The organism is Paraburkholderia caffeinilytica (genome assembly GCF_051027425.1).
Classification (GTDB): Bacteria; Pseudomonadota; Gammaproteobacteria; order Burkholderiales; family Burkholderiaceae; genus Paraburkholderia; species Paraburkholderia caffeinilytica_A.
Map to the genome: position 1 here is coordinate 4,175,479 of NZ_CP186552.1, position 23,272 is coordinate 4,198,750.

General features: G+C 60.5%; 16 protein-coding genes, 2 tRNA genes and 1 rRNA gene. 10 read left to right on the top strand and 9 right to left on the bottom strand.

All coding sequences use genetic code 11. From position 1 onward, the window contains the following. Positions 1-194: 194 nt before the first annotated feature. The 5 genes from ACOSV0_RS18655 to ACOSV0_RS18675 all read right to left on the bottom strand — a co-directional run bounded on the left by ACOSV0_RS18655 (position 195) and on the right by ACOSV0_RS18675 (position 5,729). A tRNA-Ala gene (locus ACOSV0_RS18655) sits at positions 195-270 on the bottom strand. A 69-nt stretch (positions 271-339) separates the two neighbouring features. Continuing rightward, positions 340-416, bottom strand: a tRNA-Ile gene (locus ACOSV0_RS18660). A 77-nt stretch (positions 417-493) separates the two neighbouring features. After that, a 16S ribosomal RNA gene (locus tag ACOSV0_RS18665) occupies positions 494-2,024 on the bottom strand. A 487-nt stretch (positions 2,025-2,511) separates the two neighbouring features. Next, positions 2,512-3,780: an SGNH/GDSL hydrolase family protein gene (locus tag ACOSV0_RS18670; protein ID WP_434107553.1), complete on the bottom strand. Its 1,269-nt coding sequence runs from the start codon at positions 3,778-3,780 to the stop codon at positions 2,512-2,514. 329 nt (positions 3,781-4,109) lie between these two features. Continuing rightward, positions 4,110-5,729 (bottom strand): NAD(P)/FAD-dependent oxidoreductase, encoded by a 1,620-nt coding sequence (locus ACOSV0_RS18675; protein ID WP_434107554.1) that lies wholly within the window; start codon positions 5,727-5,729, stop codon positions 4,110-4,112. A gap of 215 nt (positions 5,730-5,944) precedes the next feature. On the opposite strand from ACOSV0_RS18675, the gene paaA reads away from it, so the two are divergent. The 8 genes from paaA (at position 5,945) to ACOSV0_RS18715 (ending at position 12,412) form a co-directional block, all read left to right on the top strand. After that, positions 5,945-6,943 carry a 1,2-phenylacetyl-CoA epoxidase subunit PaaA gene (paaA, locus tag ACOSV0_RS18680; protein ID WP_434107555.1) on the top strand — a complete coding sequence of 333 codons (999 nt, stop codon included), beginning with the start codon at positions 5,945-5,947 and terminating at the stop codon, positions 6,941-6,943. 192 nt (positions 6,944-7,135) lie between these two features. Continuing rightward, entirely contained in the window at positions 7,136-7,420 is a 285-nt protein-coding gene (gene paaB / locus ACOSV0_RS18685) for a 1,2-phenylacetyl-CoA epoxidase subunit PaaB (protein ID WP_007179854.1), read from the top strand. 8 nt (positions 7,421-7,428) lie between these two features. Next, on the top strand, positions 7,429-8,232 hold the full coding sequence (gene paaC, locus ACOSV0_RS18690) for a 1,2-phenylacetyl-CoA epoxidase subunit PaaC (RefSeq protein WP_434107556.1): 804 nt from the start codon (positions 7,429-7,431) through the stop codon (positions 8,230-8,232). 43 nt (positions 8,233-8,275) lie between these two features. Then, on the top strand, positions 8,276-8,818 hold the full coding sequence (paaD, locus tag ACOSV0_RS18695) for a 1,2-phenylacetyl-CoA epoxidase subunit PaaD (RefSeq protein WP_434107557.1): 543 nt from the start codon (positions 8,276-8,278) through the stop codon (positions 8,816-8,818). 1 nt (position 8,819) lies between these two features. Beyond that, complete coding sequence (gene paaE / locus ACOSV0_RS18700) at positions 8,820-9,908, top strand: 1,2-phenylacetyl-CoA epoxidase subunit PaaE (RefSeq protein ID WP_434107558.1); 1,089 nt, start codon at positions 8,820-8,822, stop codon at positions 9,906-9,908. Between the two features lie 156 nt (positions 9,909-10,064). After that, complete coding sequence (locus ACOSV0_RS18705) at positions 10,065-10,877, top strand: DUF1835 domain-containing protein (protein WP_434107559.1); 813 nt, start codon at positions 10,065-10,067, stop codon at positions 10,875-10,877. Between the two features lie 14 nt (positions 10,878-10,891). Continuing rightward, positions 10,892-11,500, top strand: a complete 609-nt coding sequence (locus ACOSV0_RS18710; RefSeq protein WP_434107560.1) for a TetR/AcrR family transcriptional regulator — start codon at positions 10,892-10,894, stop codon at positions 11,498-11,500. 243 nt (positions 11,501-11,743) lie between these two features. Beyond that, positions 11,744-12,412 carry a GNAT family N-acetyltransferase gene (locus ACOSV0_RS18715; protein WP_434107561.1) on the top strand — a complete coding sequence of 223 codons (669 nt, stop codon included), beginning with the start codon at positions 11,744-11,746 and terminating at the stop codon, positions 12,410-12,412. Positions 12,413-12,492: 80 nt separating this feature from the next. On the opposite strand, the gene ACOSV0_RS18720 is transcribed toward ACOSV0_RS18715, so the two are convergent. After that, positions 12,493-12,990 carry an Lrp/AsnC family transcriptional regulator gene (locus ACOSV0_RS18720; RefSeq protein ID WP_434107562.1) on the bottom strand — a complete coding sequence of 166 codons (498 nt, stop codon included), beginning with the start codon at positions 12,988-12,990 and terminating at the stop codon, positions 12,493-12,495. Between the two features lie 162 nt (positions 12,991-13,152). Between ACOSV0_RS18720 and hppD the strand changes: the two genes are divergently transcribed. Continuing rightward, positions 13,153-14,250: a 4-hydroxyphenylpyruvate dioxygenase gene (gene hppD, locus ACOSV0_RS18725; protein ID WP_434107563.1), complete on the top strand. Its 1,098-nt coding sequence runs from the start codon at positions 13,153-13,155 to the stop codon at positions 14,248-14,250. Positions 14,251-14,395: 145 nt separating this feature from the next. Here hppD and ACOSV0_RS18730 read toward each other — a convergent pair whose 3' ends face one another. After that, on the bottom strand, positions 14,396-14,602 hold the full coding sequence (locus ACOSV0_RS18730) for a hypothetical protein (protein ID WP_434107564.1): 207 nt from the start codon (positions 14,600-14,602) through the stop codon (positions 14,396-14,398). 348 nt (positions 14,603-14,950) lie between these two features. Between ACOSV0_RS18730 and ACOSV0_RS18735 the strand changes: the two genes are divergently transcribed. Further along, the gene (locus tag ACOSV0_RS18735; protein ID WP_434107565.1) at positions 14,951-18,550 is read left to right on the top strand and encodes an indolepyruvate ferredoxin oxidoreductase family protein; all 3,600 of its coding nucleotides are present in this window, start codon (positions 14,951-14,953) and stop codon (positions 18,548-18,550) included. A 630-nt stretch (positions 18,551-19,180) separates the two neighbouring features. Here the strand turns inward: ACOSV0_RS18735 and ACOSV0_RS18740 are convergent. Continuing rightward, a complete protein-coding gene (locus ACOSV0_RS18740) occupies positions 19,181-21,451 on the bottom strand; it encodes an NADP-dependent malic enzyme (protein ID WP_434107566.1) in 2,271 nt (756 codons plus the stop codon). A 335-nt stretch (positions 21,452-21,786) separates the two neighbouring features. Further along, positions 21,787-23,019, bottom strand: a complete 1,233-nt coding sequence (locus tag ACOSV0_RS18745; protein WP_434107567.1) for an MFS transporter — start codon at positions 23,017-23,019, stop codon at positions 21,787-21,789. Positions 23,020-23,272: the final 253 nt, after the last annotated feature.

A 23,272-nucleotide genomic window follows, 5' to 3' on the forward strand; every position in this document is an offset into this window, starting at 1 on the left:
CCTACTCACACACCCATCTCTAAGTATGCTTTCGTGAATCTCTTTACTACTTCTTCCTGATTGTTAAAGAACGACAGCCGATATCACGATTGCTATAACCGCGTATCACTCTGACTGGCTCAATCGCCAATGCCTGTTTCACTACACCGCAAACCCCTTTCAGGGCTTGCCGCAGTAAAACCGGCATTGAAGATTGGTGGAGGATGACGGGATCGAACCGACGACCCCCTGCTTGCAAAGCAGGTGCTCTCCCAGCTGAGCTAATCCCCCAGTCATGCACAGATAGCATCATCACACTTCAGGGTTCATCGACTAGCGCAGCCATCGCAGACAAGACAATGGTGGGTCTGGATGGATTCGAACCATCGACCCCCGCCTTATCAAGACGGTGCTCTAACCGACTGAGCTACAGACCCCTCAGTCTGTCTGACTTACTGTCCTAATTCACAGCCGATAAGCGTGAGCGCTCAACGCATTGACACGTTAGCTCGAGAAAGGAGGTGATCCAGCCGCACCTTCCGATACGGCTACCTTGTTACGACTTCACCCCAGTCATGAATCCTACCGTGGTGACCGTCCTCCTTGCGGTTAGACTAGCCACTTCTGGTAAAACCCACTCCCATGGTGTGACGGGCGGTGTGTACAAGACCCGGGAACGTATTCACCGCGGCATGCTGATCCGCGATTACTAGCGATTCCAGCTTCACGCACTCGAGTTGCAGAGTGCGATCCGGACTACGATCGGTTTTCTGGGATTGGCTCCACCTCGCGGCTTGGCAACCCTCTGTTCCGACCATTGTATGACGTGTGAAGCCCTACCCATAAGGGCCATGAGGACTTGACGTCATCCCCACCTTCCTCCGGTTTGTCACCGGCAGTCTCCCTAGAGTGCTCTTGCGTAGCAACTAGGGACAAGGGTTGCGCTCGTTGCGGGACTTAACCCAACATCTCACGACACGAGCTGACGACAGCCATGCAGCACCTGTGTTATGGCTCCCTTTCGGGCACCCCCACCTCTCAGCAGGGTTCCATACATGTCAAGGGTAGGTAAGGTTTTTCGCGTTGCATCGAATTAATCCACATCATCCACCGCTTGTGCGGGTCCCCGTCAATTCCTTTGAGTTTTAATCTTGCGACCGTACTCCCCAGGCGGTCAACTTCACGCGTTAGCTACGTTACCAAGTCAATGAAGACCCGACAACTAGTTGACATCGTTTAGGGCGTGGACTACCAGGGTATCTAATCCTGTTTGCTCCCCACGCTTTCGTGCATGAGCGTCAGTATTGGCCCAGGGGGCTGCCTTCGCCATCGGTATTCCTCCACATCTCTACGCATTTCACTGCTACACGTGGAATTCTACCCCCCTCTGCCATACTCTAGCCCGCCAGTCACAAATGCAGTTCCCAGGTTAAGCCCGGGGATTTCACATCTGTCTTAGCGAACCGCCTGCGCACGCTTTACGCCCAGTAATTCCGATTAACGCTTGCACCCTACGTATTACCGCGGCTGCTGGCACGTAGTTAGCCGGTGCTTATTCTTCCGGTACCGTCATCCCCCCACCATATTAGGGCGGAGGTTTTCTTTCCGGACAAAAGTGCTTTACAACCCGAAGGCCTTCTTCACACACGCGGCATTGCTGGATCAGGCTTGCGCCCATTGTCCAAAATTCCCCACTGCTGCCTCCCGTAGGAGTCTGGGCCGTGTCTCAGTCCCAGTGTGGCTGGTCGTCCTCTCAGACCAGCTACAGATCGTCGCCTTGGTAGGCCTTTACCCCACCAACTAGCTAATCTGCCATCGGCCGCCCCTGTAGCGAGAGGTCCTAAGATCCCCCCCTTTCCTCCGTAGAGCGTATGCGGTATTAATCCGGCTTTCGCCGGGCTATCCCCCACTACAGGACACGTTCCGATGTATTACTCACCCGTTCGCCACTCGCCACCAGACCGAAGTCCGTGCTGCCGTTCGACTTGCATGTGTAAGGCATGCCGCCAGCGTTCAATCTGAGCCAGGATCAAACTCTTCAGTTCAAACCTGTTACTGTTTTTCGGGCTCTTTCGAACCCGGTCGCTCACTCAACGTACTGACGAATGATCATCCCATCGGCGTGAATCCACCCCGACAGGAAAACCTTCCTTTAATACTAGTGTGAGACTTGATACTTTCGCTTATGCCGGACCCCGAAGGCTCCGGCGCGCGTCGCGCATCAAGCGCCCACACTTATCGGCTGTTAATTTTTAAAGATCGATCCGCACTCACTACCGAAACCGCACCGTGCCGCATACCTCGCAACCACCGGCACCGCTTCGTTCTGCGTCGCTGCATCTGCAGCAGAGAAACGAGATTATGGAGAATCTTTTTCGTTTCGTCAACAACATTTTTCCGCTTTCGCTTAAAACCTTGTTGACGTTACGGCCACCTGTTTCTACAGCAGCTCCCGTTCGCAAACGAGGAGGCGAATCTTAGGTGAACATCGGTCATATGACAAGGGTTTGACGAAAATCTTTTTTTGGCGACTCATTTCCGGGTTGAATTCACCAGAGCAGCCACTGGAACCGCCTCGGCCATTGCGCTGTATCCGGCGTCGCTGGGGTGGATATGGTCGCCACTGTCAAAGGCACGCTGCAGGCGATCCGGTTGCGCCGGGTCACGTAATGCGGCGTCAAAATCTACAACGCCGTCAAAAGCGTGGCTGGTTCGAATCCACTGGTTGACCTCAAGCCGGATAGCCTCCCGCGGCGCTGGCAGCGATGCCGGCGTCAACGTCGCGCCGAACACCTTGATACCCCGGCGTCGCGCATCAGCAATCACCCGCTGGTAGCCGGCAATCAGCTCGGCGGCCGTCACCGAGGTATGCGGGAAGTCGCAGTCAAGGCCGTTACGCGCCGGCATCGCCGCAAAGTTGATGTCGTTGATTCCGATCAGCAGGATTGTCGTCTTGACGCCCGGGCGTTCCAGCACATCCCGGTCGAAACGCCGGACGAGCGCGTCGCCGTAGCAAAGTGAGTCGCTCAGCAAGCGATTGCCGCTAATGCCAAGGTTAACGATCGCCGTCGAATGGTCGCCGGTGCCCGCGAATCGACGAGCCAGCGCGTCTGGCCAGCGCCGATTCTGATTCAGACTGGAGCGCATGCCGTCGGTGATCGAGTCGCCGATCGCCGCGACGGCCGCCGATGACGGCGCGTCCACGGACAGACCCGTCACCCACACATATTGCGTAAACCGGCCACGAAACGAATCAGCGGAGGTGTCGGCAGTGTGATTGCCCGGTGCGGAAACGTAATTCAACTGATTCGCAACTCGGTGCCACGCCACAATCCGCTGCTCCGGCCCCGTGAATGCACTGATGGCATAAGGTGAACCTTCGGCGATATCGATAGCAACAGGGTCGCTGTCCAATTCTGCGCCCGCCGGTATGCTCACCGAGCTCTTGCCACCAAACGTCACACGCGCTTCGCCATTGCCCAGCGCTGCCGCGCCGCCGGCCGAACGCGCAATGCGCAGCTCCTCGATGACGAGCGCCGTCTTGCCGTACTCGTTGCTGAGATGGATTCGTGCGGATTTACCGGACAGCGTCGGATAAACAATCTGGCGAACGGTGCGGCCAGCGACTTCAGGAGCGCGGTACAACGGCGGTAAATCCGACCGTTGCGGGATGGGTTGCAGCGCCGTCGCCCATGCGGTGACCCAGTGCGCCGGGGCCTCGGCAGCGGATACAGTCGAGGAAACGGCAAATTGGCAAAGCAGCGCCGCGCCACATGCGGCAGCCAGGGTGCGAATGGTCATTCGGGTGGTCAGTTCGAGGCAAAACGTGCATTGTGCCCGATCGCCATGGCCATCGCGGCCGACCGTGCGAACGGTATTGTGCGGTCACCCGCGCCTGGCATCAGAAGATATGCCGCGGCGAGCGGACCGCAAAACGGCATGTGCATTCGGAGGAGAACCTCGCGGAGCCAAACTTATTCCGCTCGCCCCGCACTAGCGGCTCTCCCGGAATCCCGAGCGCAACACCTGCGAAGCAGACAATCAGCTGAGGGCGCACAGCGCATAGCGCCCCACTCGGATCAGCTCACCCGCGCCGCAACCATTCGGTGCCGGCGCAGACGCATGACAAATCAGGCCGACGCTCCGGTCATCTTCAACGCAAGTGCTTCGGCCACTTCGATTCCGTCGATGGCCGCCGAGTAGATCCCACCGGCATATCCCGCGCCCTCTCCGGCCGGATACAAACCCTCGACATTCATGCTCTGATAGTCATCCCGGCGCCGCACGCGAATCGGTGACGACGTTCTCGTCTCAACGCCCGTCAACACGGCGTCATGCATGGCAAAACCGGCGATCTTCTTATCCATTTGCGGCAACGCTTCGCGGATCGCCTCGATCACATAGTCGGGCAGCGCGGTGCTGAGATCGGTCGGGTGCACGCCCGGCTTATATGACGGCACCACCGAACCCAGCGACGTAGACGGCCGCCCGGCGATAAAGTCGCCGACCAGTTGCCCCGGCGCCATATAGTTGCCGCCGCCCAGTTCGAACGCCCGCTCTTCCCATTTGCGCTGGAAGGCGATGCCGGCGAGCGGGCCGCCCGGATAATCGTCCGGCGTGATGCCGACGACAATCCCGGCATTGGCATTGCGTTCGGCGCGTGAATACTGGCTCATGCCGTTGGTCACCACGCGGCCCGGCTCGGAAGTCGCCGCAACCACCGTACCGCCCGGACACATACAGAAGCTATAGACCGCGCGCCCATTGCTGCAGTGATGCACCACCTTATAGTCGGCGGCGCCCAGTTGCTTGTGGCCCGCGAACTTGCCGAAACGGCTGCGATCGATCAACCCTTGCGGATGCTCGATCCGGAAGCCGAGCGAAAACGGCTTCGCTTCGATATAAACGCCGCGGTCGCTCAGCATCTGGAACGTATCGCGTGCGCTATGGCCAACCGCCAGCACCACATGGTCGCAGCGCAAATTCTCACCCGTCGACAGCTTGAGCCCGCGCACCTTGCCCTGCTCGATGTCGATGTCGTCGACCCGCGTCTCAAAACGCACCTCTCCGCCCAACTCGTGAATGGTCGCGCGCATCTTTTCGACCATGCTGACGAGGCGAAACGTGCCGATATGGGGCCGGCTCAGATAAAGAATGTCCTCCGGCGCGCCCGCGCGGACGAACTCATCGAGCACTTTGCGGCCGTAGTGCTTCGGATCCTTGATCTGACTGTAAAGCTTGCCGTCCGAGAAGGTGCCCGCGCCGCCTTCGCCGAACTGCACGTTCGATTCAGGATTGAGCACAGACTTGCGCCACAGGCCGAAGGTATCTTTAGTGCGCTCGCGCACGGCCTTGCCGCGCTCGAGAATGATCGGGCGGAAACCCATCTGCGCAAGAATTAGCCCCGCAAACAGCCCGCACGGCCCCATGCCGATCACGACCGGGCGTGGGGAAGTCAGCTGCGCCGGTGCTTTAGCGACAAAACGGTACGTCATATCCGGCGTCACACTGCAATGCGGCACGTCGGCGAGCCGCTTGAGCGCGGCCGCCTCATCCGTCACTTCGACGTCGACGATATAGGTGAGCTTGATGTCCGCGCGCTTGCGCGCGTCGTGCGCGCGGCGAAACACGGTGTACCGGATGAGTCCGCTCTCGTCCACGCCGAGTTCAGCGAGACGCGCGCGGACGGCGGTTTCGAGAACGCTCTCGGGATGATCGAGCGGGAGTTTGATTTCGCTTAGACGTAACATGAGTACCGGGGGATGCAGGAAGGCCGCAAATCGTGGCCAATTCGCAATTTTATAGGTTAAGTGTCGGCGCGGGGCAGCGGTGCTAGTGAAACGCCCCGGCAATGAACCAGCGGCCCCCTATCGGTAAGAGTCGTTCGTCTCAAAAAATTTATTAACCGACCGGTCGGTTGGTTTATACTGCGCAGACACAGACAACTTCCGCTGAGAGTGTCCCCATGTACACGCAATCCTTGGATATCCCCGGCAACGTCGCACCGCTCGATGCGGCAGCGAGTTCGCCCGAGCAGGCGCAATTCGACGCGGTCATGACCGCCGACGGCAAGATCGAAGCACAGGACTGGATGCCCGACGCCTACCGCAAGACGCTGGTGCGGCAGATTTCACAGCATGCGCATTCAGAAATCGTCGGCATGCTGCCGGAAGGCAACTGGATCTCCCGCGCACCCAGCCTGAAGCGCAAGGCGATCCTGCTGGCCAAAGTGCAGGACGAAGCCGGCCACGGCCTCTATCTATATAGCGCGGCGGAAACGCTCGGCGTGTCGCGCGATCAGTTGATCGCCGCATTGCACTCGGGCAAGGCTAAATATTCGAGCATCTTCAATTACCCGACACCCACGTGGGCGGACGTCGGTGTGATCGGCTGGCTGGTGGACGGCGCGGCGATCATGAATCAGATCCCCCTGTGCCGCTGCACTTACGGCCCGTATGCACGCGCAATGATCCGTATCTGCAAGGAAGAGTCGTTCCATCAGCGTCAAGGCTTCGATGCGCTGATGTCGATGATGAGCGGCACCGACGCGCAACGCGAGTTGGTCCAGCAAGCGGTGAACCGCTGGTGGTGGCCGGTGCTGATGATGTTCGGCCCGAGCGACAAAGACTCGATCCACAGCAACCAGTCGTCGAAATGGGGCATCAAGCGTATCTCGAACGACGATCTGCGCCAGAAATTCGTCGACGCTACCGTCGACCAGGCCAAGGTGCTCGGCGTCACGCTGCCGGACCCGGACCTGAAGTGGAACGAAGCCCGCGGCCATCACGACTACGGCGACATCGACTGGGAAGAATTCTGGCGCGTCGTGAATGGTGACGGCCCATGCAACCGCGAACGTCTCGCGACCCGCGTGAAAGCGCACGACGACGGCGCCTGGGTGCGCGAAGCCGCCCTCGCCCACGCCGAAAAGCAGCGCCAGCGCGCACAACAGCAAGCTGCCTAACCGCGGCGACAAGCCAGGAAGAAACAGTAACCACCTTTCATGGGATCGGAGTGAGCGCTAAAGCGCGAACTCTGATCGACCGCTTTGCATGGGATCGGAGTAAGCGCTAAAGCGCTAACTCCGGTCGACCGCTTTGCATGGGACCGGACTAAGCGCTAAAGCGCTAACTCCGGTCGACACAGGAGATCAGCGATGAACAAGGAATGGCCGATTTGGGAAGTCTTCGTGCGCAGCAAGCAGGGACTCGACCATAAACACTGCGGCAGCCTGCATGCCGCCGACGCGCCGATGGCGCTGCGCATGGCGCGCGACGTCTACACGCGCCGCCAGGAAGGCGTGAGCATCTGGGTGGTGCCGTCCTCGGCGATCACGGCGTCCGCGCCGGAAGACAAGGCGGAGCTGTTCGAACCGGCTGGCGACAAGATTTACCGCCACCCGACGTTCTACACGCTCCCCGACGAAGTCAACCACATGTAAGCGCGGCCATGACCATCACGCCCCAACATCTGCAGTACGTGCTGCGCCTCGCGGACACCGCGTTGATCCTCGGTCAGCGCAATGCCGAGTGGTGCGGCCACGGCCCGATCCTAGAAGAGGACATCGCGCTCTCGAACATGAGCCTGGATCTGATCGGCCAGGCGCGCCTGCTGTACACGCACGCCGCCTCGCTGGAACAGCAACTCACCGGCAAAAGCCGCACGGAAGACGACTACGCGTACTTCCGCGCGGAACGCGAGTTCGCCAACTACACCCTGGCCGAGCTGCCGCATTACGGCCCGCTCGCCGGCACGGCGCAAGCCGAGAAGGACTACGCGGTCACGATCGTGCGCAATTTCCTGTACTCGACGCTGATGGCGCATCTGTGGACGGCGCTCACTACGTCGAAAGATGAGCAACTTGCCGCGATCGCTTCGAAGTCGATCAAGGAAAGCAGCTATCACGTGCACCACGCGAGCGAATGGCTGGTCCGTTTCGGCGACGGCACGGACGAATCGCATCGACGCGCACAAGCCGCACTCGACTATCTGCTGCCGTACACGCGCGAGTTCTTCAGCGCGGACACCGTGGAGGAAGCCGTCGCCGCGGCCGGCATCGGCCCGCTGACGTCGGATCTCGAAACAGCATGGCTCGAAGACGTCCAGGCCACGCTCGACCAGGCCACGCTCAAGCTCCCTGAACCGGTCAAGCACATCACGACCGGCAAACATGGCGAGCATTCAGAGCATATGGGCTTTGTGCTGGCCGAAATGCAAAGCCTCGCGCGCCAGCATCCCGGCGCTACCTGGTAAGCACGCACCCGAGCACTGAACCGGAACCCGACGGAACTTCACGATGACGACCTCGACTGCCATGCCCACCGCCGACGCCACGCTCGAACGCGCCTGGGCCGTGCTCGAAACGGTGCCCGATCCGGAAATCCCGGTGGTGTCGATTCGCGAACTCGGCATTCTGCGCGACGTCCGCCGCGCCGCCGACGGCACGCTCGAAGTCGTCATCACGCCGACCTATTCCGGTTGCCCGGCGATGTCGCAGATTGCCGAGGACGTCGCTCATGCGCTCGACGTGGCTGAACTAAAACCGTATCGGATCGCCACGGTCCTCGCTCCGGCCTGGACCACCGACTGGATGACCGTCGACGCCCGCGAAAAACTTCGCGCCTACGGCATCGCGCCGCCCACGGGCAATTGCGGTTCCGCCGTACCGGCGCAGGAAAAAGTGATGCGCTTCGTGCCGCGCGCGCTGCCGGCGCCGTCATGCCCCCGTTGCGGCTCGGCGCACACCGAGCGTCTCGCACAATTCGGTTCGACGGCCTGCAAGGCCTTGTACCGCTGCCTCGACTGCCGCGAACCCTTCGACTACTTCAAACCATACTGATATGGCTACCCCGCAATTTCATCCGCTGCGTATCCGCGAAGTGCGGCCCGAAACCGCCGACGCGGTCTCGGTCGCCTTCGAAGTCCCTGTCGAACTGCGCGATCAGTATCGCTTCACGCAGGGCCAGTTCGTCACGCTGAAAACCCACATCGACGGTCAGGAAACGCGCCGTTCGTATTCGATCTGCGTCGGCGTCACCGACTACGATCGGGACGGCGAACTGCGCATCGGCATCAAGCGCGTGCGCGGCGGGCGTTTCTCGAACTTCGCGTTCGACACGCTGCAGCCCGGCCACACCATCGACGTGATGACGCCGGACGGCCGCTTCTTCACGCATCTCAACGCGGATCAGGGCCAGCAGTACATCGCGTTCTCCGGCGGCTCGGGCATCACGCCGGTGCTCGCGATCATCAAGACCACGCTGGAAGTCGAGCCGCGTAGCACCTTCACGCTGGTGTACGGCAACCGCAGCGTCGATCAGATCATGTTCGCGGAAGAGCTCGAAGACCTGAAGAACCGCTTCATGAACCGCTTCGTGCTCTATCACGTGCTGTCAGACGACCTGCAGGACGTCGAGCTGTTCAACGGCGTGCTCGACCAGCAGAAGTGCGCGGCCTTCATCGAAAACCTGCTGCCGGCCGATGCAATCGACGAAGCGTTCATCTGCGGCCCCGCCCCGATGATGGATGCCGCCGAGGCCGCATTGAAAGCCGCAGGCGTGCCGTCGGCAAAGGTGCACGTGGAGCGCTTCGGTTCGCCGCTGCCGCAAGCGGGCGTGCCGCCGGTCGAAATCACCGACGACACCCCGGCCGCCGACCTCGAAATCGTCCTTGACGGGAAACGGCGCAAGCTGCGCCTGCCGTATCAGGGCGTGAGCGTGCTCGACGTCGGCCTGCGTGCCGGCCTCGCGCTGCCTTATGCGTGCAAGGGCGGCGTCTGCTGCACCTGCCGCGCGAAGGTGCTCGAAGGCGAGGTGAAGATGGAAAAGAACTACACCCTGGAACAACACGAAATCCGCGACGGTTTCGTGCTGACCTGCCAATGCCATCCGATCAGCGATCGCGTGGTGGTGAGTTACGACGAACGCTAATCCTGGCGCGACGGGCGGGCATGCGACGCCCGCAACGCTTTCAGCAGGTCCGCGATCCGCTTACACTAGGGGCCGCTCGTCGATCGGATATCTGTTCCGATCAATGAGCGGCCCCTTTTGTCATTTGCATTTTTTTGCCAGCCCAAGCCACTGCCGATGAGCACCATCCACCTCACCAACGGCGACGTCGCCGCCGAGTCACTGCGCGCCGCGCTAGCCGAGGCGGGCCGCGACGATCGCGTGCACGCGCTGCGTGACGACCTGGCGGTCGGTCCGCTGCGCGGCATCGATGACGGACCCGACGTGCGAGCGAACTTCTGGGATCGCGTGAGTGCGGACACCCGGCGCGATTTCCTTCGGGAATTCCGTGAACAGGCAGCGGCACTGGAGAACCTCGCACGCGGCGACGCGAATCTGGTGGTCTGGCACGGTGAAAGCGCAGCCGATCAATTGATGCTGCGCCGCGTCTGCTACCACCTGCGCAATAGTCCGCAGCGGCTCAACGAAGTGCGTCTGTCGGTGAACGACCTCACCGATCCCGGCGCATGGGCGCACAGCCGCAAAGATCACGCGACGTCCGTCGGCATGTTCGCACCGGCTGTACTGCAAGGGCGTCTGCCAGACGCGGCGCCGATTTCGGTTCTGCGCATCAGCCGTCTCGCGCTCGAATGGCAGGAAGCCAAACACGCGAACGGCGAGACGCGGCGCTGGCGCGACAACACTTTCACGAGCGGCAGCTTCAGCGATCTGGACGCGTTGATTCTCGAGCAGGTCACCGGCGACTGGCAGCCCGCCGCGCGGGTTGCCGCCGAACTGATGACCGCAGAACTCTGGTATCTGGTAAGCGACAGCATTGTGCTGTGGCGCTTCCGCGAACTGGCCGCGACCCGGCGCATCAAGCTGCGCGGCGACGCGAACGCATGGCGCACACTGGAGCTGTGCGCGGCGCTTGCCCCCTGTCCACACTAAAAAAACAGACAATCATGGCCCGTACCCGAGCCCCCGACCACGAAACCCAGCGCGATCAGATTCTCGAACTGGCCGCGACGAAATTCGCTCAGACCAGCTACCCGAGCACCTCGATGGCCGACCTCGCCGCCGCGAGCGGCACCTCGAAGGCGCGCCTGTATCACTACTACGCGAGCAAGGAAGCGATCCTGTTCGATCTGCTGGACCGCTACACGAAGCGGCTGATGCTGATCATCGCCGAGGTGGAAGGCGCGAGCCAACGCCGTGGGCTGACGGAGCGGGAAACCTTCGCGGAACTGATCCGGGCGTTTCTGTCCGAGTACGAGACGTCGCACAGCCGGCACGTCGCGCTTCTGAACGATGTGAAGTACCTGGTCGACACCCAGCGCGAGATCATTCTGAACCGTCAGCGCGACGTAGTCGCGGCTTTCGCTCGGCAGCTAGCACGCGCCTATCCGGAACGCGCCACGCGCGAAAACCAGACCGCCCTCACGATGATGGTGTTCGGCATGATCAACTGGACGTTCACCTGGCTCAAGCCGGACGGGCGGATGGGTTACCGGGAATTTGCCGAGCAGGTGGTCAATATGGTGGACCACGGGTTGAGTTCCGCCGAGGCTTGATTGCGCAAAGCAGCATCGCTTAGAGGGCAAAATTGCTGTGAGTTGCCTAGACGCGACAACTTGCCACGAACGCTCGTTCAATTTATTTTTTCATTAAAAATCAATTAATTAAAAATAGGGCATTATTCTTTTAGGTATTCTCCTCAAGTTTTTATACGGGTTTTCCCTAGTGATGAACTGGGGTTTCCGTTAAAATGATTTTTGCGGTGCACCACGCCGCTCGATCAAAAGGAGAACCTGACTATGAACATGCTTACACCCCGCGCCGCTGAGCCGATCGTCGCGCACGATCGTCTGTTGCAGCCAGCCGGTCATGCGCCTGCTCTGGTCCGTGAACTCACTGCCATTGATCGCGAACGGCTGTTGACCCACTTCCTCTCACTCGACGAAGACGACCGCCTTCTGCGCTTCGGCCAGATCGTGCCGGATCACGTCATTGAAAACTATGTCCGCGCGATCGATTTCACGCGCGACACGGTCTTCGGCGTATTCAATAGTCAGCTGGAACTCACCGGCGTCGGCCACCTGGCGTATCTGCCCGCCGAAGGTGACAAGCGCACCGCCGAGTTCGGCGTATCCGTGCTGGAAAGCGTTCGTGGGCAAGGCATCGGCTCAAAGCTCTTCGAGCGTGCCGCCATCCGCAGCCGCAATACGCATGTGACCACGCTTTACATGCACTGCCTGTCGCGCAATTCGACCATGATGCACATCGCGAAAAAGGCCGGCATGAAGATCGAATACGCGTACGGCGAAGCAGACGCCTATCTGACGCTGTCGCCGGCGGATCAATCGAGCATCATTACTGAAATGCTGCAGGAGCAAGCCGCGGTGTTCGACTACGCACTCAAGCGCCAGGCGCGCCAGACGTCGAAATTGTTCGAATCGTTCTTGCCGACAGCTGCGGCGGCCTAACCGGTCTACGCTTCGGTGAAAAAAGGGCGGCCTTGTGGCTGCCCTTTTTGTTTGTCTGATGCCTGACCGCGGTCCGACACCTACAAAATCGGCAAAGCCGTCGTCTCCTTGAACTTCTCGAGCGAAAAGCTCGTCTTCACGTCGATTACCGATGGATGGTGCAGCAACTGGTCCTGCACGAAACGTGAAAAGTGCGCCATATCCTCGACCTGCACGCGCAGCAGGTAATCCATGTCACCCGTCATCGCGTGACAGGCGACTACTTCCGGCCACGTCTGCACCGCGGCTCGGAACAGATCGGCATGCGTGGCGTCGCCGCGCGGACTCAGCGCCGGACCGCTGCGCTTTTCCAGCCGCACGTTGACGTAGGCCAGCAGATCGAGCCCAAGCTTTTGCGCATCGAGCAGCGCGACATAGCCGCGAATCACCCCGCTTTCTTCCAGCCGACGGATGCGCCGTAGACAAGGACTTGGCGACAGGTTGATGCGCTCGGCGATCTCCTGATTCGACAACCTGCCATTCTCCTGAAGGATCGCCAGAATGCGTCTGTCGATGGCGTCTATCTCTATTTTGGCCATTTTCTGTCGTTCGAGTGAAAATTTGAGCTAAAAGATAGCGCCAGCGTATCGGTACGTGATTAAGTTCGCAAGTTTTCGTCGCCAGTCGGCCTTTACACTTGCGTCATTCAGTTGCGCTAACTCGCACACCCCGCGCCGGCGCTAATAGGAAGGAGACAGGTAATGCAGGTTTCAACTTGGGAAAACCCGGTCGGCACCGACGGTTTCGAATTCATCGAATACACCGCACCGGACCCGAAAGCGCTCGGCAAGCTGTTCGAACAGATGGGCTTCACCGCCGTCGCCCGGCATCGTCACAAAGACGTGACGCTGTATCGCCAGGGCGAAATCAACTTCATCGTCAACGGGGAACAGCATTCCTTCGCGCAACGTTTCACGCGCCTGCATGGCCCATCGATCTGTGCGATCGCGTTCCGCGTGCAAGACGCGGCGAAGGCTTATCAGCAGGCCCTGGAAAAAGGCGCCTGGGGTTTCGACAACAAGACCGGCCCGATGGAACTGAACATCCCGGCAATCAAGGGCATCGGTGACTCGCTGATTTATTTCGTCGACCGCTGGCGCGGCAAGAACGGCGCTGAACCGGGCAGCATTGGCAACATCGATATTTACGATGTCGACTTCGAACCGATTCCCGGCGCGAATCCGAACCCGGTCGGCCACGGCCTGACCTACATCGATCACCTGACGCACAACGTCCACCGCGGCCGCATGCAGGAATGGGCGGAGTTCTATGAGCGCCTGTTCAACTTCCGCGAAGTGCGTTATTTCGACATCGAAGGCAAAGTGACCGGCGTGAAATCGAAGGCGATGACCTCGCCGTGCGGCAAGATCCGCATTCCGATCAATGAGGAAGGTTCGGATGTAGCCGGCCAGATCCAGGAATATCTGGACGCGTACCACGGCGAAGGCATCCAGCACATCGCGCTCGGCAGCAACGACATCTACCGCACGGTGGACGGTTTGCGCGCGGCGAACATCTCGCTGCTCGATACGATCGACACGTACTATGAACTGGTCGATCGCCGTGTGCCGAATCATGGCGAGCCGCTCGACGAATTGCGTAAGCGCAAGATCCTGATCGACGGCGCACCCGACGACTTGCTGCTGCAGATCTTCACCGAAAACCAGATCGGGCCGATCTTCTTCGAGATCATCCAGCGCAAGGGCAATCAGGGCTTCGGCGAGGGCAACTTCAAGGCGCTGTTCGAATCGATCGAGCTGGATCAGATCCGCCGTGGCGTGGTTCAGGACAAGGCCTGACGACTAACGGCCAACGGTCCACGCGGAATCTGGGAGACATAAAAAAGGGCGAAGATCTTGCGATCTTCGCCCTTCGTCGTTTATGCCGCAGTCCGAGGACCGGACAACGGCTGATTTTCAACCGACACGCCGCATCAGCGACGCATCACGAATTCTGGTTTTCCTCGTCGGCCTTCGTGGATCGGGCAACGCGCTCCACCGCAATGCGTGCGGGCGCGATTTGTGCCGTCCTGGTGATCGCGTTCGACAGCGTCCCTGCGCTGCTCGAACTTGAACTCGAGCGCACCGGCGCGCTCATTGCGAAGAATGCGGCCGAAACCATCAGGAAAGTCTGGATATTTCTAGTGTTCATGCGTACTCCTTTTCTAACTGCCCTGCTGTCCTGAAGCTCCACAGAATGCAGAACGTTGCGCAGACATTGCTCGCAGGTGGGGTGTTAGACAGACATTTCAACTGCGGTTCCGCATATTTGTAGTTTTTACAGCTTGTTACAGTGCCATCGCAGCGCTGAAAATAGCCTTGAGCAGATCAAGTCAATCACGCTGCAGAGCAGCATTTCCGGGCGCGCTGCGGCGGGTTTTCACCAGTGCTACCATCACTTAAAACACGTCAATATGGCGACCCCGGCCCCAAGCATTCACAAGATGCCATGGCCCAAAAAAGTTTTGGTGATCCCAAACTGGGTGGAGGAGTACACATAATGAATGCCCCGCTAGACGCAGGTCAGCGAGCTTCGCTCGAAGCCGCGCTATCTTCCGTCACGCTCGACGACAAATACACCCTCGAACGCGGCCGCGCGTACATGAGCGGCATCCAGGCGCTGGTACGCCTGCCGATGCTGCAGCAGGAACGCGACCGGGCCGCCGGGCTCAATACCGCCGGCTTCATCTCCGGTTATCGCGGATCGCCACTCGGCGGACTCGACCAATCCTTGTGGAAGGCGAAGCAGCATCTCGCATCGCACCAGGTCGTGTTCCAGCCCGGCGTCAACGAAGACCTCGCGGCGACCTCCGTGTGGGGTTCACAGCAGGTCAATCTGTACCCGAGCGCCAAATACGATGGCGTGTTCTCGATGTGGTACGGCAAGGGCCCGGGCGTCGACCGTTCCGGTGACGTCTTCAAGCACGGCAATTCGGCCGGCTCGGCGCAACACGGCGGCGTACTCGTGCTCGCCGGCGACGACCACGCCGCCAAATCCTCGACCCTTGCGCACCAGTCGGAACACATCTTCAAGGCCTGTGGCCTGCCGGTGCTGTTTCCGTCGAACGTGCAGGAATATCTGGACTTCGGCCTGCACGGCTGGGCGATGAGCCGCTATTCCGGACTGTGGGTCGCGATGAAGTGCGTGACCGACGTGGTCGAATCGTCGGCTTCAGTCGATATCGATCCGCACCGCACGAAAATCATTCTGCCGGACGACTTCGCGATGCCCGAAGGCGGTTTGAATATTCGCTGGCCGGATCCGCCGCTGGTACAGGAAGCGCGTCTGCTCGACTACAAGTGGTACGCGGCGCTCGCCTACGTGCGCGCGAACAAACTGGATCGCGTCGAAATCGATTCGCCGCATGCGCGCTTCGGCATCATGACCGGCGGCAAGGCATATCTCGACGTGCGTCAGGCGCTGACAGACCTCGGTCTCGACGACGAAACCTGTTCGCGCATCGGCATCCGTCTGTACAAGGTCGGCTGCGTATGGCCGCTCGAAGCGCAAGGCGCACAAGCTTTCGCACGCGGTCTTGAGGAAATTCTGGTGGTGGAAGAAAAGCGCCAGATTCTCGAATACGCGATCAAGGAAGAGCTGTACAACTGGCCCGATGCGCAACGTCCGCGCGTGTTCGGCAAGTTCGACGAAAAGGACGGCGCGGGCGGCGAATGGTCCGTGCCGATGGGCAACTGGCTGCTGCCTGCCCACTACGAACTCTCGCCGGCGATTATCGCCAAGGCGATCGCCACGCGGCTCGACAAGTTCGATCTGCCGTCCGACGTGCGCGCGCGCATTGCGACGCGCATCGCGGTCATCGAAGCGAAGGAAAAAGCCCTGGCGCGTCCGCGCGTCGAAGCCGAGCGCAAACCGTGGTTCTGCTCAGGTTGCCCGCACAACACGTCGACGAACGTGCCGGAAGGTTCGCGTGCGATGGCCGGCATCGGCTGCCACTACATGACCGTGTGGATGGACCGCAGCACCAGCACCTTCAGCCAGATGGGCGGCGAAGGCGTCGCGTGGATCGGCCAGGCGCCGTTCACCAACGACAAGCACGTATTCGCCAATCTCGGCGACGGCACTTACTTCCACTCGGGCTTGCTCGCAATTCGCGCGGCAATCGCGTCGAAGACGAACATCACCTACAAGATTCTCTATAACGACGCGGTTGCCATGACCGGAGGCCAACCGGTCGACGGCGTGCTGACCGTGCCGCAAATCACGCATCAACTCGCCGCCGAAGGCGCGACGAAGATCGTGATCGTCACCGATGAGCCGGAGAAGTATTCCGCGAACGTCGGCCTCGCGCCCGGCATCGACATTCACCATCGCGACAAGCTCGATGAAGTTCAGCGTCAGCTTCGCGAAATTTCCGGCACCACGATCCTGATCTACGACCAGACCTGCGCGACCGAAAAACGCCGCCGCAGGAAACGCGGCACGTATCCGGATCCGGCACGCCGTGTCGTGATCAACGAAGCGGTGTGCGAAGGCTGCGGCGATTGCTCGGTGAAGTCGAATTGCCTGTCTGTCGAGCCACTCGATACCGAGTACGGCACCAAGCGCCAGATCAATCAGTCCACCTGCAACAAGGACTTTTCGTGCGTGAACGGGTTCTGCCCGAGCTTCGTATCCGTCGAAGGGGGTCAGTTGCGCAAGCCGAAGGCGGCTTCGGGCATCGTCGCTGACGCGATGCCACCGGTGCCGGAACCCGAACTACCGTCGATCGCGCGCCCTTATGGTGTGCTGGTGACGGGCGTCGGCGGCACCGGTGTCGTGACGATCGGTGCATTGCTCGGGATGGCCGCGCATCTGGAAAACAAGGGCGTTACCGTACTCGACGTCACCGGTCTCGCGCAAAAAGGCGGCGCCGTGATGAGCCACGTGCAGATCGCCCAGAACCCGGGCGACATTCACGCGACCCGCATCGCAATGGGCGAAGCCAGTCTCGTGATCGGCTGCGACGCGATCGTCACCGCCAGCGACGAATGCGTTTCGCGGATGCAGGTGGGCCGCACCCGTGTCGTGCTCAATAGCGCGCATACGCCGACGGCTGAGCTCATCAAGAACCCGAACTGGCGCTTCCCGGGCAGCAGCACCGAAGCGGACGTGCGTGCCGGTGCGGGCGACGACGGTGTCGATATGGTCGATGCGAATCACTTTGCCGTCGCGCTGCTTGGCGACGCGATCTACACGAATCCGTTCGTGCTCGGCTACGCATGGCAACGCGGCTGGGTGCCGCTGACGTATCAATCGCTGATGCGCGCGATCGAGCTGAACAACGTGCAGATCGAGAAGAACCGCGCGGCATTCGAATGGGGCCGCCGCGCCGCGCACGATCTGGCAGCGGTGCGCAAGCTCGCACAGTCGCAAGGACGCGGTGCCGCGGCGGAAACGGCGAGCAGCAAGATCATCTCGCTGCACACACCGAAGGCGCTCGACACGCTGATCGACAAGCGCGCCGACTATCTTTCAGCATGGCAAAACGCCGCGTACGCCGACCGTTATCGCGCGTTGGTGTCGCAGGTGCGTGTGGCGGAATCGGCGCTCGATTCGATCGACGGCCAATTGCCGTTGACTGAAGCAGTCGCGAAGAATCTGCACAAGCTGATGGCTTACAAGGACGAATACGAAGTCGCTCGTCTCTACAGCGACCCCGCGTTCATCGAAAAACTGAAGGCGAATTTCGAAGGTGACTGGAAGCTGCACATTCACCTCGCGCCGCCGACGTTCTCGAAGAAAGACGCACAAGGTCATCTGGTGAAGAAGAAGTATGGACCTTGGGTATTCAGCGCCATGCACGTGCTCGCAAAACTCAAGTTCCTGCGCGGCACGGCGTTCGACGTATTCGGCAAGACGGAGGAGCGTCGCACGGAGCGCGCGCTGATCGTCGAATACGAGGCACTGGTGCAGGAGTTGATCGGCGGCCTGACTGCGCAGAAGCGTGAACTGGCGGTCGAACTGGCGAATCTGCCGGACGGCATCCGCGGCTACGGACACGTGAAGGAAAATAATCTGAAGGGCGTGCGGATCAAGTGGAACGACTTGTTGACGCGCTGGCGCTCGACCGAAACGGGAAAGACGCAGCACGCGGCATGATCTCTGCGGCTTGACCGGCTGGTATTGGCCTGAAATGGAAAAGGCGGCTGCCCTTACGGACAGTCGCCTTTTTTTGCCTGTTTCGACACGTGATGCGTGTGTACAAGAACAAGCGGTACTGCTCCTTCCAACAACACAACTACAACCAACCAGAAACAAACAACTACCAGACAGCTACTGCAACTACGAACTACTACTTCAACTACCAACTTCAACTGCTACATCAACCACCAACTACAACCACACACACTTACTGCCAGTACTGCAACCCATTGGTACTACTGTCTTCACCATCAAAACTACTGTTACTGCCACTACAAACCACTCAACACCAGAAGAAGCGCGGCGCCAGGCGCGATGCAAAGGATTGACCAGCCGACTGTTCCGTTGCCATCGCGTTGTGCCGCGCTTCAGAAGTAACTTTACAAAAGTGTCACAGCGAATCGAATAAGAGCACTCTTAAAGATCACATGGCCGAATAAGAATTTCCCAGACCAACGGCCAACAAAATAAGAGCGCATACATAAAAAAACGCCACGGAATCAACTTCCGTGGCGTTCTCCTTGCGTTTCGGCAAGCGCCGCAATGCGGCGCCGCTTCAACCATCAACTCATCCGCATGACTGCGCGCTCACCCCTTGCGTGCGTTTGCCGAAGCCACCGCCGTCATGTTGATGATGCGTCGTACGGTCGCAGCCGGCGTCAGAATGTGCACCGGCTTTTCCGCGCCCAGCAGGAACGGACCGACCGTCACGCCTTCGCCGCCGATCATCTTCAGCAGGTTGTACGTGATGTTCGCCGCTTCCACGTTCGGCATGATCAGCAGGTTTGCTTCGCCGGTCAGCGTCGTGCCCGGGAACGCAGCCTTGCGGACTGCTTCCGACAACGCCGCGTCGCCGTGCATCTCACCGTCGATCTCGAGCGAAGGCGCGCGCTCGGCGATCAACTTGCGAGCCGCGGCCATACGTTGCGACGACGACGACGGCGCACTGCCGAAGTTCGAATTCGACAGCAACGCAACCTTCGGCGTGATGCCGAACTTTTCGATTTCACGCGAAGCCAGCATCGTCATATCGGCGAGCTGTTCGGCGGTCGGCGTTTCGTTCACGTACGTATCGCAGATGAACAGATTGCGGCCCGGCAGCATCAGCAGGTTCATGGCGGCGAAGTTCTGCACGTTGTCCGCCTTACCCAGCACCTGTTCGATGAAATTCAGATGCGTGTGGTACTGGCCGATCATCCCGCAGATCATGCCGTCGGCTTCGCCGAGGCGCACGAGGATCGCACCGATCAGCGTGTTGAACTTGCGCATCGCGGCCTTCGCGACGTCCGGCGTCACGCCTTCGCGCGCGCCGAGTTCGTGGTACGCCTGCCAGCATTGCTGATAGCGCGGATCGTCTTCCGGATCGACGACTTCGAAGTCCTGACCGCACTTCAGCTTCGAGCCCATCTTCTTCAACCGCATCTCGATCACCGACGGACGGCCGACCAGAATCGGCTTCGCGATCTTTTCCAGCAGCACGAATTGCGCGGCGCGCAGCACGCGCTCGTCCTCACCTTCGGCGAACACGATGCGTGCCGGTTCCGACTTGGCAGCAGCGAACACCGGACGCATCACCATGCCGGTGCGGTACACGGTCGTGCCGAGTTCTTCGCGGTACGCGTCCATATCCTTGATCGGACGGGTCGCGACACCCGAGTCCATCGCGGCTTGCGCGACAGCCGGCGCGATCTTGATGATCAGGCGCGGATCGAACGGCTTCGGAATCAGATATTCCGGGCCGAATTCGAGCGAGTGGCCTTCGTACGCCTTGGCGACTTCATCGCCCTGATCGGTTTCTTCTGCCAGTTCGGCAATCGCGCGCACGCACGCGAGCTTCATTTCTTCCGTGATCGTGGTTGCGCCGACATCCAGCGCGCCGCGGAAGATGAACGGGAAGCACAGCACGTTGTTGACCTGGTTCGGGTAGTCCGAACGGCCAGTCGCGATAATGCAGTCCGGGCGTACCTTCCTGGCTTCTTCCGGGCGGATTTCCGGTTCCGGATTCGCCAGTGCCAGAATCAGCGGCCGCGTGCCCATTTCGGCAACCATTTCCGGCTTCAAGACGCCGGCGCTCGAGCAACCGAGGAACACGTCGGCGCCGCGAATCGCGTCAGCCAGCGTGCGCGCTTCGGTGTTCGCCGCGTAACGTTCCTTCGACGGATCCAGGTTGCCGCGGCCTTCGTAGATCACGCCCTTCGAGTCCGTGACCAGCACGTTCTTTTTCGACAGGCCCAGATTCACCAGCAGATCCAGACACGCGATTGCCGCAGCGCCTGCGCCCGAACACACCAGCTTCACTTCGTCGAGTTTCTTGCCGACTACTTTCAGGCCGTTCAGGATCGCCGCCGAAGCGATGATCGCGGTGCCGTGCTGATCGTCGTGGAAGACGGGAATCTTCATGCGCTCGCGCAGCTTCTTCTCGATGTAGAAGCATTCCGGCGCCTTGATGTCTTCAAGGTTGATGCCGCCCAAGGTCGGCTCGAGCATCGCGATCGCTTCAACCAGCTTGTCCGGGTCGGATTCGCTCAGTTCGATGTCGAACACGTCGATGCCGGCGAACTTCTTGAACAGGCAACCCTTGCCTTCCATCACCGGCTTCGCGGCGAGCGGGCCGATATTGCCGAGACCGAGCACGGCCGTACCGTTCGTGATTACGCCGACCAGGTTGCCACGCGAGGTGTACTTCTGCGCGTCGAGCGGATCCTCGTAGATCGCCATGCAGGCCGCGGCGACGCCCGGCGAGTAGGCGAGCGACAGGTCGAGCTGGTTCGATAACGGCTTGGTGGGTGTGACCGAAATCTTGCCGGGCTTCGGAAACTGGTGGTAGGCGAGAGCGCTTTGCTTAAGTTGTTCGTCCATTTTTTAGCCTGCGAGACGTAAGTAATTGGGCCCGGCACACTGCACCGTTGGCGTCGCGTACGTCTATCGAATGGATAATCGACTGCGGCGGTTTTCGCATGCGCCGGTTGGGCGCGGCGTCGAACCTCGGCGGAGGGCAAGACGGTGCGGAGTGCTACGCGGGTCGGTTAGTGTACACCCCGAATGCGTCGATGCACTGAGTGGTTAACATGGCTCGCCATTGGCGAAACACCGGCCAGTCATGCTGCAGCGCCGCATCCAGCCGTCATCCGACAATTGGCCGCGCGTGCTGCATGACCGTGGCAAGCATGGATCGAGCGTGAGTCACGCGCATGTCATTCGAGCTCGGCGCCACGTCGTTCGGGGATCAGAAAGAGCGTCGCGAAAACGTCGAGCAGATAGATCGACGCGAGCAATGCGAGCGCGGCGCCGAACGAATAGCGCGCGGCCAACGCGCCTACGACTACCGGCCCAAAACCGCCGACCGCCCGGCCGACGTTGAACAGCACGTTCTGCGCGGTAGCGCGTGCGTCGGTCGGGTAAAGCTCGGAGATCAGCGCACCATAACCGCCGATCATCCCGTTGACGAACACGCCCATCGCCGCGCCGCCGATCAGCAATGCCATCGGCGTGGTCAGATGAGCGTAGACGAATACCATCACCACCGCGCCCACCTGATAGAACAGGAACGTCGGCTTGCGGCCGAAACGGTCGGCTGCCATGCCGAACAACCAGATGCCGCACGCCATGCCGAGCACCGTCACGGCGGTCCACACGCCGGATTTCGTCAGCGAATAGCCGAAGGTTTTCGACAAATAGCTGGGAAGCCAGATCATCAGGCCGTAATAGCCGAAGTTCTGGACCGAACAGAGAATCGCGACACCGATGCTGGCGCGCGCGGTGCGTCCGTCGGCCACCAGCAATCTGAGGGGAAGCTTGCGCATCCCGCGTGCGACACGTTCGGTGAAAAGCGCCGGCTCCTCGACGCGACGCCGCACGAAAAACGACACCACGGCAGGCAGCAATCCAAGCGCGAACATGCCGCGCCAGCTGATCACCGGCAGCAGTAGCGGCGTCAGCAACGCCGCCGCCAATACCCCGAGTTGCCATCCCAGCCCGACATAGGACGACACCCGCGCCCGCTGCGACGCCGGCCACGCCTCGGCCACCAGCGTCATGCCGATGCCGAACTCACCACCGAGGCCAATGCCTGCAATGGTCCGATAGGCCAGCAGGTCGGTATAACCTTGCGCCAGCGCGCACAGGCCGGTGAAGACGGCGAAAATCAGAATCGTCCACGTCAGCATCCGCACGCGGCCGAAATAGTCGCTCAATACGCCGAAGATCAGGCCGCCAGCGACAGCGCCAATCAGCGTCCATGTAACCAGCGAGCCTGCCTGCGCGGAGCTCAGATGCAGATCCACGGCGATCACCGGCAACATGAAGCCCAGGATCAGCAGATCGAAGCCGTCCATCGCGTAACCGAGCACCGACGCGATCAGCGCGCGGCCGGCATAGCCGCTTCTGGCAGGTTCACGGGTTTCGGCGGCGGAAGAAGCGGGAGTCATTGAAAGTGTTCCGTAAAACACGCAGGCGATAGCCATGCAACGCATGCAAGCCCGCCCAAGAAATTCGCGTGAGTGTAAAGGCGCTCCAGGCGACTCACAAGCAAGCCAAAAAACAGGCCCAAAAACAACTCCGCAAGCAGCGACAATGCGGTTCCCGACGAACCTCGCAAGCCCTGCTCAGTGCGGTCGTTATGACCGTCATTCGCCGCCGGCACGCACGACGGCCTCCTCGGAAGGGCTCATTTCGGGTAAA